The sequence below is a fragment of the Shewanella intestini genome, from assembly GCF_018221465.1.
GTDB classification, from domain to species: domain Bacteria; phylum Pseudomonadota; class Gammaproteobacteria; order Enterobacterales; family Shewanellaceae; genus Shewanella; species Shewanella intestini.
In genome coordinates, this window is record NZ_JAAIKR010000002.1 from 132,040 (window position 1) to 145,162 (window position 13,123).

Below are 13,123 nucleotides of genomic sequence, written 5' to 3' on the forward strand. Positions count from 1 at the left end.
ACCCCCATATTGAGGGTATTTTGATTATATCTAAGTCAATATTAAATGAGAAGCCACTTTAATGTGCGGGTAAAGTGCCTGATATTTCTTTCGCTGAATGATGGATAATTATTTTTTGATTATACATTTCTTGAGTCATGTCTGATAAAAATCCAGTCTCAATAGCCATCACACCAACGAGGGAAAGAACGATGGTATAAGGCAGCGCCATTATCACCATGCGTCCGTAAGAAAGACGGATGAGGGGAGCGAGTGCTGAAGTTAACAAGAATAGAAATGCTGCTTGTCCATTGGGTGTTGCCACTGAAGGTAAGTTAGTACCTGTGTTAATTGCAACGGCAAGTAAGTCAAATTGGTCACGGGTGATTTGACCATTGAGTAAAGCAGATTTCACTTCATTAATATAAACTGTACCCACAAATACATTATCACTTACCATCGATAATAAGCCGTTGGCAATATAGAAAATCACTAACTGCATATTCCCTTCGTATGATAACGCCCACTGAATAACGGGAGCGAATAAATGTTGATCAATAATCACACCAACAATAGCAAAGAAAACGGCAAGTAATGCAGTGAAAGGCAGTGCTTCTTCAAATGCTTTACCTAACGCGTGTTCATCTGTGACACCATTAAAGGCGGTCGTTAAGATGATAACTGATAGTCCAATTAAACCTACCGAAGCTAAGTGCAATGCAAGACCAGCTATTAGCCAGACACCCACTAATGCTTGAATGACTAATTTGAGTTTATCTTGTTTAGTACGGTTAGCATCTTCGTATGCTGAATAGTCACTTAAAATCTTATGTACAGCTTCTGGCAATTGCGCACCATAACCAAAAACTTTGAATTTTTCGACTAAAAAACAGGTCAAAATCCCTGAAAATAGCACTGGAATCGTCACTGGAGACATCCGCACGAAAAACTCTGCAAAGTTCCAGTGTGCTTGTGCTGCAATAATCAAGTTTTGTGGTTCACCTACCATGGTACATACGCCACCTAAGGCGGTGCCCACACCAGAATGCATTAATAGGTTACGTAAAAATGCACGGAATGCCTCTAGCTCATCATCATCTAACTGTCCGTTAGATTCGTTAGTATGGTCATGATTTGAACTGAAACCTTTACCTGATGCAACCTTATGGTAAATAGAGTAAAAGCCAACAGCGACAGCAATGATTACCGCTATAACGGTTAGTGCATCTAAAAATGCCGATAAGAAAGCAGAGGCAACACAAAACATCAATGAGACGACAATTTTAGAGCGTACTTTAGTGATCATTTTGGTGAAAACAAACAATAAAAGCTGTTTCATAAAGTAAATGCCAGCAACCATAAAGATTAACAGCAGTAATACTTCTAAATTGGCTTCTATTTCATGTAATACTTGATTTGGGGATGTCATACCAATGATGACGGCTTGAATTGCCAATATCCCACCTGGTTGAAGCGGATAACATTTTAGCGCCATGCCAAGAGTAAATATAAACTCAATGACTAATACCCAGCCTGCAACGAATGGGCTGACAAGAAAGAATAAAATAGGGTTAATAACTAGAAATGCTAAAATTGCTAATTTGTACCATTTTGGAGAATTTCCCAAAAAGTTACTGAAAAACGCTTGACCCGTACTTGCAGGCATAGTGCCTCTCCAACAGTTAAATGTAAGTTCTTGTACATCATCAATATGTCATTAACTTTAAAACTAACAATGCATTATTTGTTACCTTAAACAGGTAGAATTTCAATGCCTATTTGAAGGTGATTTTAATGCTTTTGCCGTGCTTTTTTGTCAAAAACACACGCTTTTAGATGTACACGGATATTTTTGTCGTAGTTTAGCTTAAATCAAACTTAATTGTAATATTTCAACGTGCGGGCGAGCTAAAAATTTTGTTATAAAATCAAGTTAATTGATTACATTTTATCCCTATTGAAATAAACAAATAACCACTATGACTTAACAATCGTTTATGGCTACAAATTTGTTTACTTGCGGGCAGTTTTAGTTTACTTCTGGCTAATTTATGGTTTGTTACATCAATTGCGACATCTAATTCAAACAATGGTTTTTATTTTCTTTGTCTCTGGTATCATCATTGCAATTATGTCGTAATAGGAAGTATAGGCTGATGATCATCAATGCCAAAGGGCCTGCAAGTTTTGCTGAAAAATATATTGTGCGCTCTATTTGGGAAAATAAATTTCCACCTGGATCTATTTTACCCGCGGAGCGTGAACTATCAGAGCTTATTGGAGTAACTAGAACGACTTTACGTGAAGTTTTGCAGCGTTTAGCACGTGATGGTTGGTTGAAAATCCAACATGGCAAACCGACTCAAGTTAATAATTTTTGGGAAACCTCCGGTTTAAATATTCTTGAAACCATTGCTGATTTAAACCCTGATGGTTTTCCTACGCTAGTTGACCAATTAATGTCAGCGCGTGCTAATGTGAGTACTATTTATTTCCGTGCCGCGTTTAGAAACAACCCTGACAAAGTGGCAGACATACTCGCTTCGATACATACGTTAGAACACGATGCTGAGGCCTATGCAGATTTCGATTATAAGTTGCATCACACTTTAGCGTTTGCTTCAGGAAATCCTTTATATGTATTAATTCTTAATGGCTTTAAAGGGTTATATAGCCGAGTCGGACGTTACTACTTTTCAAATGTTGAAGCCCGTGAATTATCCTTTAACTATTATGTTCAATTAGAGGCCTTGATTAAGTCAGGTGACTATCAACAGCTGCCTGCTATTATGCGAACTAATGGAATTGAAAGCGGCATTATGTGGGAAAAACTACGCGCAGATATGCCTGCTGATATTGCTCAGGACAAAAACTAATCTCTATCAGTTAGTTCAGATAAGTAATGTAAAAAGCCAATCATTTGATTGGCTTTTTTTGTTAAATAACAATAGATGCTGAACTGACGTGCTGGCTAGTTGTAGGTTGTTCTTTTTCAAGTGGACAAGCTGCTAACACTGACACATTACCACTGTCGCTAACTTGTACAAGAGAGACTTTAAAGCCCCACAAACGGTGTAAATGTTTGACAACTTCGTCTTTACTGTCTGCTAAAGGTATGCGGTTATGCGGTGTATATTTTAATGTTAAAGAACGATCTCCATTGACATCAACTCTAGTGACTTGAATGTTTGGTTCAATATTGGATAAATTGTACTGCAGTGACAGTTTATCTCTAATATCTTGATATCCTTGCTCATCATGAATGGCAGACACACCTAGATGCGTGCGTTTGTCATCATCAATCACACTAAAAAGCTTAAAATCTCTGATAACTTTGGGAGATAAATACTGACTGATGAAGCTTTCATCCTTAAAGTTTTCCATGGCAAAGTGGAGGGTAGTTAACCAGTCACTTCCTGCTATATCAGGAAACCAATGTTTGTCTTCTTGTGTTGGGTGCTCACAAATACGTCTAATATCAACAAACATTTGAAAACCGAGCGCATAGGGATTAATTCCATTGTAGTAAGGACTATTATAAGCTGGCTGTACGACGACTGCCGTATGGTTTTGTAAAAATTCTAGCATGAACTTATCGGTGACTTTACCGTGATCATATAGGTGGTTCAAGATAGTGTAATGCCAAAAAGTTGCCCAGCCTTCATTCATCACTTGAGTTTGTTTTTGAGGATAAAAATATTGCGCCATTTTACGGACTATTCTCACTAGCTCGCGCTGCCAGGGTGCCAATAGCGGTGAGTTTTTTTCTATAAAATATAAGATATTTTCTTGGGACTCTAATGGGAACGGTTGTTCTTGTCCAATATTAGGTTTGGTGTCATTTTTCGGAACGGTACGCCATAAATCATTAACTTGGCTTTGTAAGTAAGATTCACGATCTTTTTGGCGCATTTGCTCTTCTTTGAATGATATTTCACTGGGGCGTTTATATCGGTCAACACCATAGCTCATTAATGCATGGCAAGAATCAAGTGTGAGTTCAACTGCTTCCACACCATATTTTAGCTCGCATTGATGAATGTAGTTTTTGGCGAAAACTAAGTAATCTATGATTGAGCTAGCATCTGTCCATGTTTTAAATAGGTAATTGTTTTTAAAGAAACTGTTATGGCCAAAGCTTGCATGTGCCATCACCAATGCTTGCATGGTAATACTGTTTTCTTCCATTAGGTAAGCAATGCAGGGATCAGAGTTAATGACAATCTCATAAGCTAATCCCATTTGCCCGCGTTTATAACCTTGTTCAGTGGCAATGAAACGTTTACCAAACGACCAGTGAGTATAACCAATAGGCATGCCAATCCCTGCGTAGGCATCGATCATTTGCTCAGCAGTAATCACTTCTATCTGGTTGGGGTAAGTATCCAGTCTGTAAAAATTGGCTACTTTTTCAATTTCAGTCATGTACTGCTGCAGTAACTCAAACGTCCAGTCTGGCCCATCTGAAAGTGGTGCTGATTTAGCTTGTGTCATAGCGCCTCCTTATGCCGTTTGTTTTTGAAATAACGCCTTAAATACCGGGTAAATATCATCGGCATCTCGAATATGCTGTACTGCAATATTGTCAAATTCTTCTTGAAGGGTCTGATAAGCAGCCCAAAGAGTTTGGTGGGGGCGCTTAGTTATTTCTATATAACTGTAATAACGCACTAGTGGCAGAATGTGTTTATTAAGCAATTCTTTACAGTGTGGGGAATCGTCTGACCAATTATCCCCATCAGATGCTTGTGCTGCGTATATGTTCCATTGATTTTCAGGGTAACGTTGCTGCTGGATGTCATGCATAAGTTTTAATGCACTTGATACAATCGTACCACCGGTTTCTTGAGAGTAAAAAAACTCTTGTTCGTCGACTTCTTTTGCTTGGGTGTGGTGGCGAATAAACACCACTTCGAGGTTCTTATAGGTACGAGTTAAAAACAAATACAGCAAGATGTAAAAACGTTTGGCAATCTCCTTAGTCGCTTGATCCATCGAACCTGAGACATCCATTAAGCAAAACATTACCGCTTGACTTGTTGGTATCTCTTTACGTGCGTAATTGTTAAACCGTAAATCAAAGGTATCAATAAACGGTACTTTGGCAAGTTTAGTTCTAAGGGCGTTAATTTGCTCTTGTAGCGTTTGTATTTCATCGGTTGATGCCCCTGGGTTTTTGAGCAATGCATCAAGTTGCAATTGTAAAATCTTCAGTTGTTTCTTCTTTTTGGCACTCATCGCTATTCGTCTGCCTAGTGAGGAGCGAAGTGAGCGGACAATATTAATATTAGCTGGTACCCCATCATTAGTGTAGCCAGCACGATACGTTTGGTACTCAACCAATTTATTAAGTTGAGTTTTTTGTAAATTTGGCAGCGCTAAATCTTCAAATAAAAGCTCAAGATATTCATCATTGGAAATTTGAAACACGAAGTCATCTTCGCTTTCTCCTGAGTCCGATGCTTCACCTTGACCACTGCCGTTGCCATTTCCCCCTTTCGGGCGTTCAATTTTATCACCGCGATTAAATTGATCGTTACCAGGGTGAACTTGATCTCTAATACCTCCTTTCCCTTGATGAAAGGTGGGTTCGCTGATGTCACGAGTGGGAATTGTGATCTTCTCACCGGTGTCAATGTCAGTGACGCTTCGTTGCGTCACTGCGTCACTAACCGCCTTTTTAATCTGCTTTTTATGCCGTGCTATAAAGCGCTGGCGGTTAACTGTGCTTTTGCCTTTTGCATTAAGCCTTCTATCAATGAAATTGGCCATGAGCACCTCCTAAACTGATGGATTACAAAGTAAAACGTTTGTTTTACGATGATTTACGCACCCGTAAATACCACTCTGATAACAAGCGAACTTGTTTTTGGGTATAGCCTTTTTCCATCATTCGGTTGACAAAATCGTCATGTTTTCGTTGATCATCGGTTGACGTTTTAGCATTGAAAGAAATGACAGGTAACAGGTCTTCGGTGTTAGAGAACATCTTCTTTTCTATCACAGTGCGGAGTTTTTCATAACTAGTCCACTGTGGGTTGTTACCTTCATGATTTGCGCGTGCACGAAGGACAAAGTTGACTATTTCGTTCCTGAAATCTTTCGGATTGCTTATACCTGCAGGTTTCTCAATTTTTTCCAACTCGGCATTTAATGCGCCTCTGTCAAATAGTTGACCCGTTTCTGGGTCCCGGTATTCTTGGTCTTGAATCCAAAAGTCTGCATAGGTGACATAGCGATCAAAAATATTTTGTCCATATTCTGAATAGGACTCAAGATAGGCAGTTTGGATTTCCTTGCCAATGAACTCAACATATTTAGGAATGAGGTAGCCTTTAATAAATTCAAGGTAACGTTCACTGACATCACTTGGGAATTGATGTTGTTCAATTTGTTTTTCAAGCACGTAGAATAAATGCACAGGGTTGGCTGCAATTTCAGAATTATCGAAGTTAAATACGCGTGATAAAATTTTAAAGGCAAATCGAGTGGATAAACCTTGCATGCCTTCATCAACGCCCGCGTAATCTCGGTATTCTTGGTAAGATTTTGCTTTGGGATCGGTATCTTTCAAACTTTCGCCGTTATAGACCCGCATTTTAGAAAATATCGATGAGTTATCAGGTAACTTCAAGCGTGATAACACTGCAAATTGCGCCAGAATTTCCAAGGTACTTGGGGTACAGGGTGCCTTAGCGAGTTCTGAATTAGTCAATAATTTTTTATAAATTTCAATTTCTTCAGAAACACGTAAACAATAAGGTACTTTCACAATATAGACACGGTCTAAAAATGCTTCATTGTTTTTGTTATTTCTAAAAGTGGCCCATTCTGACTCATTAGAGTGCGCTAAAATAATGCCATTATAAGGCAGGGCTGATAATCCCTCGGTAGCATTGTAATTCCCTTCTTGTGTGGCGGTTAATAATGGGTGTAACACTTTAATTGGTGCCTTGAACATTTCTACAAATTCCATCAAGCCTTGGTGAGCACGGCAAAGCGCACCTGAATAGGCATAGGCATCAGCATCATCTTGTGAAAAATGTTCAAGTTGTCGAATATCAACCTTACCGACCAAAGCTGAAATATCTTGGTTATTTTCATCACCAGGCTCAGTCTTAGCGATGGCAACTTGATCAAGAATGGAAGGATAAAGTTTAACTACTTTAAATTTAGAAATATCACCGCCATATTCGTGTAAACGTTTTACGGCCCACGGTGACATTATTGTTTTTAAATAGCGTTCAGGAATACCATATTCATCATGTAAAAGCTGGCTGTCTTCATCAACATCAAACAAACTAAAAGGGTGATCATTTACAGGGCTTCTCACACCATCTGCACTTAATACGTAAATAGGAATTTTTTGCATTAAACTTTTGAGCTTTTCAGCCAATGACGACTTGCCGCCACCTACAGGTCCCAGCAGATATAAAATTTGTTTCGACTCTTCTAAGCCCTGTGCTGAATGTTTTAAATAAGACACAATTTGTTCAATGGCTTCCTCCATACCATAAAACTCGATAAAAGCAGGGTAACGAGAAATTAATCGATTAGAAAAAATACGACTTAGAATTGGATCTTTTGACGTGTCAGTCACTTGTGGCTCACCAATGGCAAGTAATAGTCTTTCTGCGGCAGATACATAGGCACTTTTGTCTTGCTGACAAATGCTTAAAAACTCTTCTAACGAATACTCTTCTTCTAGTTTTTGCTGATAACGTTGTTGATAATGCTCGAAAATACCCATACTAGCCCCCTTAAAACGTATTAAAACATCATTAATGGCTGAGGTGTTCATTGAAAAATGCTTATCAAGGTCAAACTAAATTGAACAATGTCATAGCCATTGAATTTAAGTTTAGGTGGTTTTAACCTTCTTGCTAGGTAAGTTTGAAAGTAAATGCAATAAAAACAAGGACAAACAATAGCAATTGCAATAGTAGCAATTGCAGAATAAAAAGCGCGATGATTAAATTAATCATGGCTGACACAAAACAAAAAAGGAGCCGTAAGGCTCCTTTGTCTATTCACGGCAACTTATGCTGCGTAGTTTTGGTTTACAAAGTCCCAATTAACCAGTTGCCAGAACGCGGCTAAATAGTTAGGGCGTACATTGCGGTAATCAATGTAATAAGCATGTTCCCATACATCAACAGTCATTAACGGCGTCACTGATTCATCAGTCAGTGGCGTAGCTGCATTGCTTGTATTAACAATTTCTACAGTGCCATCAGCTTTCTTAACCAGCCAAGTCCACGCGCTACCAAAGTTGTTGACTGCAGAGTCAGTAAATTTAGTTTGGAAAGCTTCAAATGAACCAAATGCAGCAACAATAGCGTCTGCAACTGGACCTGTAGGTTCGCCACCAGCATTGGGCGCTAAACAATTCCAGTAGAAAGTGTGGTTCCAAATTTGAGCTGCATTGTTAAATACACCGCCAGTTGAAGTTTTAACCACTTCTTCTAAGCTTTTACCGGCAAATTCAGTTCCTTCAACTAAACCATTTAATTTAACTACGTAAGTATTGTGGTGCTTACCGTAGTGAAACTCGATTGTTTCTTGAGAAATATGAGGTTCTAGTGCGTTCTTTTCGTAAGGTAGTGCTGGTAATTCGAAAGCCATTGGTCTCTCCATGGATTCAGGTTATCGTTTTTATACCTAATATTGGTATCATTGCTCTAGAGGTATTGTACTGAATATTTATGTGAAGTGAATCATTGTTTAATGAAAATATTTGATAGTCCCTATCGATAAAATCAATGAGGATAGGGAGATATAATAACCATGTGAAAATTGGGGTTTTTGTTATCAAACAAGGTGTCGTACAATAGCGCTATTCTCACATCAATGTTGTTAGGAAATAAAATGGAAACTGTTGATAAAATTAAGCAACAAATTACCGAAAACCCAATCATTGTATATATGAAAGGCTCTCCAAAATTACCAAGTTGTGGTTTTTCGTCACAAGTGGCACAAGTGATGATTAACTGTGGCGAGCAATTTGCGTTTGTTGATATTCTTCAACACCCAGATATCCGTGCTGAGTTGCCTAAATTTGCTAATTGGCCAACATTCCCGCAATTATGGATTGAAGGTGAATTGATTGGTGGCTGTGATATCGTGACTGAAATGTTTCAAAAGGGCGAGCTGCAACCAATGATTAAAGCAACTGCTGATAAGTTCCGTACTGAAGAAGCAGGCGAATAAGCTTTTTTACAGAGGCCTAAAATAATCTGTACTTAAATTTTGTGATTTTTCGTGGATTTAAGAATAAAAAAACCGATGATTAACATCGGTTTTTTTGTTTTCTAATGGGTAGAAAATTATCTAAAAATCTTATCAGTGTTTATTCACGAATAGATTTTATCTAATTTGTTCATGGTGCGCTTAACATTATTCCTTTTCAGTTTTAGCCGCTGGAAGAACGGCATTAAGTAAAATTGCCACAATCCCACATAAGCTGATGCCTGTTAAGCTAAACTCGCCAATACCAAATGCCATGCCGCCAATACCAAATACGAGTGTGACGCCAACAATACTTAAGTTACGTGGTTGAGCTAAATCAACTTGGTGACGAATTAATGTGCTTAAACCTACCGCAGCAATCGAGCCAAACAGTAGACACATTATGCCACCCATTACAGGTGCAGGAATGGTTTGCATTACAGCGCCAAGCTTACCAACAAAAGCAAGCACAATCGCGGTGATTGCAGTCCATGTCATAATACGTGGATCAAAGGCCTTAGTAAGAGTGACTGCGCCTGTGACTTCGCTGTATGTGGTGTTTGGTGGTCCACCGACGGCTGAAGCGGCAATGGTTGCAATACCGTCACCCATTAATGTCCGGTGTAACCCGGGTTTTTTGATATAATCTTTGCCGGTGACATTAGAAATAGCCAAGATATCACCAATGTGTTCTACAGCAGGGGCGATAGCCACAGGGATGATAAATAAGATTGCTTGCCAATGAAACTCAGGAGCAACAAAGTGAGGTATTGAAATCCAAGGCGCTTGAGCCACTTGAGTGAAGTCGACAATGCCATAAAATAAGCTTAATACGTAGCCAACAATAATCCCCGCTAAAATAGGCATTAATTTAGCAATACCTTTAGCAAAAACGGCCACAATAATGGTTGTCATTAATGAACTTAACGAAATAACTAATGCTGTCGACGACTCAACAAGTACCGTACTGCCATCACCAGTTTTACCTAAAGCCATATTAACGGCTAATGGGGCTAAACCAAGCCCAATAATCATAATGACGGGGCCAACGACAACGGGTGGGAGTAATTTATGGATAAAATCTGTGCCGCGAACCTTCACGATTAATCCCATGATGACGTAAACAAACCCAGCAGCCATTAAGCCGCCCATAGTTGCAGGGATACCCCATGTTTGTACGCCGTATAAAATTGGGGCAATAAACGCGAATGATGAAGCAAGAAAAATTGGAACTTGTCGTTTCGTGACAAGTTGGAACAATAGTGTACCGATACCAGCTGTAAATAAAGCAACACTGGTATCTAGTCCGGTGATTAATGGCATCAGTACAAGTGCACCGAAAGCAACAAAGAGCATTTGAGCCCCTTGAAGCGGGATAAACAAACGGTTCATTTTAGTCTCCATAAAATGATGGCGGTGTTAAAAGTCAATTAGGTTGTTTGTAAAGCGATGAGTGGTGGTTAGCCTGATACAGCATTACTTCCTTAAACATTCTTATGGTACACTTTGGCTAATTTAATTTGTTGGTTTATCTTCTCCAATGTTAAAAAATATACCCAATGTCATAGTTTTAGCTATTTGTGCACTGCTTTTGTGTACCTCAGCCTCGGCTGTTGAAATTCAAAATCTAGACCAAGCGAATATTAAAGTTGATAGTCGTGGCAAAACAGAACGTAATCATGCTTTGAAACAAGCGTTGTCAGTCACGTTTATTAAAAATTCCGGTGATGCAAGCGTCCTTTCTGACACATTGATCAAAGAATATGTGCAAAATCCCAATAGATTATTAACGCAATACGTCTATTACCAACAAGATAATGCTCTTTACTTAAAAGCGATTTTTGATCACCAACGATTGATACAGGTTTTGCGACAAGCACAATTACCGGTTTGGGGAAATCAGCGCCCATTAACGTTATTGTGGTTATCCATGCCTCAGGCGAGTGTCCATGAGATTGTTGCAGATGCCGCCCAGTTTGAGGCAAAAGAACATATTACTCATTATGCGACCAATCAAGGTATTCCCATTTTATTTCCGTTAATGGATTTAGATGATTCAATGCAAGTCAACGTGACGGATGTGCGTGGTAAATTTGCAACAGTGATTGAGCGTGCTTCAGAGCGTTATGATGTGGAGTATTTTGTTGTAGCTAATATGGATAACGCGGCAGATGAAGTACGTTATCAAATGAGCTTATATGAAAAAAATCATCACAGTGGGCTTATTCAAGCGCTGGTGAATTATCAGGGCAGTGCATTAGATGAAAACTTAGCTGCTGAGCAAATCATTGACCAAATGTCAGCTTACTTCGTGAGTCGTTATGCTATTGCCTCGTCAGGCGACAATCTCAATACATTATTGAAGCTAGAAGGCGTATCTTCAATGAAGGATATCGTTGATATTGAACACTATCTTGGTGAATTAACGGCGGTTAAAAGCATCATTATAAATCAAATCGCAGACAATACTGTCACTTATTCAATTGAGCTGTTTAATCAGGTCGACGATTTGAAACGGTTATTAAATATTAATAACCGCTTTGAAATGCTTCCAGCCTTGTTGCCCTCAACAGACGATAGTTACATTGACCCCATAGTTACGGCTCCTGCACCGCTGACTTACAGATGGCATAGCCGGTAACACTATTTTCAGCGAGGAGTTGTGTTATACTGCTCCTCGCTTGATTATTAACGTGAGACCCTTCTTAGTGACACAAGAACCACCTAGACAACTCTCTTTACCTGTTTATTTACCTGATGATGAAACATTCGACAGTTATTATCCGGCATCTGGTAATGACGAGTTGATTGAAAAGCTTAAATCTTGTGCTCGCGGGACACTGGATGGCTCTTTGTATTTGTTTGGTCCAGAAAAATCAGGCAGAACTCATTTACTCCATGCCGCTTGTGCACAAGCAAACGATCTTGAACGTCGAACGCTCTATATTCCTTTAGGCATTCATGCCAGTATTTCAACCGCTCTTTTTGAAGGGCTAGAGTCAATGCAGTTAATCTGCATCGATGATGTTGATGCGATTGCCGGTCATCCTGTTTGGGAAGAAGCACTTTTTCATTTATATAATCGTATTAATGAACAAGAAGATTGTCAGTTAATTGTCAGTGGCAGTGCTTCGCCGCAAGAAGCGGGTTTTGCATTACCCGATTTAGTTAGCCGTATGCAATGGGGCTTAATCTATCAATTACAACCGATGGAAGACGCGGAAAAGCTGGTCGCATTGCAGCGCCGAGCAGCAATGCGAGGATTACAATTACCTGATGATGTAGGCAAGTTTTTGCTAAATAGAATGGCTAGAGATTTGCGCACATTATTTGATGTACTTGACCGCTTAGATAAAGCATCGATGGTACATCAACGCAAATTGACGATCCCTTTTATTAAAGAAATGCTTAGATTGTAATCTTGTTAAAATGAATTTTAAAAAAAGCGCCTAAAGGCGCTTTTTTCGTTTATAGACAACGATGAGTTTTATTAGATTATTCTTTCGCTTTTTTCTTTAACCCTAATCCCAATTCTCGTCCACGCTTGCGGGCATAAAACGGAAATCCCACTAACAATAAGCATATTAACAGTGTTTCAATTAAGGCGAATATGAGGTTTGTTTCACTGACATAGAGCAAGGTTAATGCATGTAATAAATACAAGCATAAGATGAAGCTTGCCCAAGCATAAGTGTATGGATTACCAGTAATAATCCCTTTAAGTGGTAGTAAAAGTGGAATCACCCACAATAGACTGAATAGTAAAGTATATGTGCCATTTACCCCTTGTTGGACAAACCAGCCTGTAAGTAATGCGGTTAAGGCTAAGTAACCCATTCGACATAACTGAAATAAGCTTTGGCTGGTCAGTTTAGTCTCAATGTTTGCGGCCGTGTTTTGGTTGTTCATTACTTTG

Annotated in this window: 11 protein-coding genes; 4 read left to right on the forward strand and 7 right to left on the reverse strand. The window is 39.1% G+C overall.

Features of this window, described 5'->3' with window-relative positions:
* Positions 1 to 58: 58 nt before the first annotated feature.
* A complete protein-coding gene (gene nhaB / locus G3R48_RS03700; protein WP_153663213.1) occupies positions 59 to 1,645 on the reverse strand; it encodes a sodium/proton antiporter NhaB in 1,587 nt (528 codons plus the stop codon).
* A gap of 490 nt (positions 1,646 to 2,135) precedes the next feature.
* Between nhaB and fadR the strand changes: the two genes are divergently transcribed.
* On the forward strand, positions 2,136 to 2,855 hold the full coding sequence (gene fadR / locus G3R48_RS03705; RefSeq protein ID WP_153663215.1) for a fatty acid metabolism transcriptional regulator FadR: 720 nt from the start codon (positions 2,136 to 2,138) through the stop codon (positions 2,853 to 2,855).
* Between the two features lie 61 nt (positions 2,856 to 2,916).
* Here the strand turns inward: fadR and G3R48_RS03710 are convergent, their stop codons facing one another.
* From G3R48_RS03710 to sodB, 4 genes are all read right to left on the reverse strand, one after another.
* Positions 2,917 to 4,473: a SpoVR family protein gene (locus G3R48_RS03710; protein WP_153663217.1), complete on the reverse strand. Its 1,557-nt coding sequence runs from the start codon at positions 4,471 to 4,473 to the stop codon at positions 2,917 to 2,919.
* A gap of 9 nt (positions 4,474 to 4,482) precedes the next feature.
* Positions 4,483 to 5,751 carry a YeaH/YhbH family protein gene (locus G3R48_RS03715; RefSeq protein WP_153663219.1) on the reverse strand — a complete coding sequence of 423 codons (1,269 nt, stop codon included), beginning with the start codon at positions 5,749 to 5,751 and terminating at the stop codon, positions 4,483 to 4,485.
* A gap of 43 nt (positions 5,752 to 5,794) precedes the next feature.
* Positions 5,795 to 7,729, reverse strand: coding sequence for a PrkA family serine protein kinase (locus tag G3R48_RS03720; protein WP_153663221.1), 1,935 nt, complete (start codon positions 7,727 to 7,729; stop codon positions 5,795 to 5,797).
* A gap of 290 nt (positions 7,730 to 8,019) precedes the next feature.
* A complete protein-coding gene (gene sodB / locus G3R48_RS03725; RefSeq protein ID WP_153663222.1) occupies positions 8,020 to 8,604 on the reverse strand; it encodes a superoxide dismutase [Fe] in 585 nt (194 codons plus the stop codon).
* 243 nt (positions 8,605 to 8,847) lie between these two features.
* Here sodB and grxD point away from each other — a divergent pair, with 243 nt between their 5' ends.
* Entirely contained in the window at positions 8,848 to 9,189 is a 342-nt protein-coding gene (grxD, locus tag G3R48_RS03730) for a Grx4 family monothiol glutaredoxin (protein WP_153663224.1), read from the forward strand.
* Positions 9,190 to 9,375: 186 nt separating this feature from the next.
* Here the strand turns inward: grxD and G3R48_RS03735 are convergent, their stop codons facing one another.
* Positions 9,376 to 10,599: a uracil-xanthine permease family protein gene (locus G3R48_RS03735; RefSeq protein WP_153663226.1), complete on the reverse strand. Its 1,224-nt coding sequence runs from the start codon at positions 10,597 to 10,599 to the stop codon at positions 9,376 to 9,378.
* A gap of 148 nt (positions 10,600 to 10,747) precedes the next feature.
* On the opposite strand from G3R48_RS03735, the gene G3R48_RS03740 reads away from it, so the two are divergent.
* Positions 10,748 to 11,848, forward strand: coding sequence for a DUF2066 domain-containing protein (locus tag G3R48_RS03740; protein ID WP_153663228.1), 1,101 nt, complete (start codon positions 10,748 to 10,750; stop codon positions 11,846 to 11,848).
* Between the two features lie 67 nt (positions 11,849 to 11,915).
* A complete protein-coding gene (gene hda, locus G3R48_RS03745; RefSeq protein WP_212593204.1) occupies positions 11,916 to 12,626 on the forward strand; it encodes a DnaA inactivator Hda in 711 nt (236 codons plus the stop codon).
* Positions 12,627 to 12,702: 76 nt separating this feature from the next.
* On the opposite strand, the gene G3R48_RS03750 is transcribed toward hda, so the two are convergent.
* On the reverse strand, positions 12,703 to 13,077 hold the full coding sequence (locus G3R48_RS03750) for a DUF2069 domain-containing protein (protein WP_153663883.1): 375 nt from the start codon (positions 13,075 to 13,077) through the stop codon (positions 12,703 to 12,705).
* Positions 13,078 to 13,123: the final 46 nt, after the last annotated feature.

What these genes read in the sequence shown, in the direction of transcription:
- G3R48_RS03720 (WP_153663221.1), bottom strand. Translation starts at nt 7,729, where the DNA reads ATGGGTATTTTCGAGCATTATCAACAACGTTATCAGCAAAAACTAGAA.
- fadR (WP_153663215.1), top strand. Translation starts at nt 2,136, where the DNA reads ATGATCATCAATGCCAAAGGGCCTGCAAGTTTTGCTGAAAAATATATT.
- nhaB (WP_153663213.1), bottom strand. Translation starts at nt 1,645, where the DNA reads ATGCCTGCAAGTACGGGTCAAGCGTTTTTCAGTAACTTTTTGGGAAAT.
- G3R48_RS03715 (WP_153663219.1), bottom strand. Translation starts at nt 5,751, where the DNA reads ATGGCCAATTTCATTGATAGAAGGCTTAATGCAAAAGGCAAAAGCACA.
- G3R48_RS03710 (WP_153663217.1), bottom strand. Translation starts at nt 4,473, where the DNA reads ATGACACAAGCTAAATCAGCACCACTTTCAGATGGGCCAGACTGGACG.
- sodB (WP_153663222.1), bottom strand. Translation starts at nt 8,604, where the DNA reads ATGGCTTTCGAATTACCAGCACTACCTTACGAAAAGAACGCACTAGAA.
- grxD (WP_153663224.1), top strand. Translation starts at nt 8,848, where the DNA reads ATGGAAACTGTTGATAAAATTAAGCAACAAATTACCGAAAACCCAATC.
- G3R48_RS03735 (WP_153663226.1), bottom strand. Translation starts at nt 10,599, where the DNA reads ATGAACCGTTTGTTTATCCCGCTTCAAGGGGCTCAAATGCTCTTTGTT.
- G3R48_RS03740 (WP_153663228.1), top strand. Translation starts at nt 10,748, where the DNA reads ATGTTAAAAAATATACCCAATGTCATAGTTTTAGCTATTTGTGCACTG.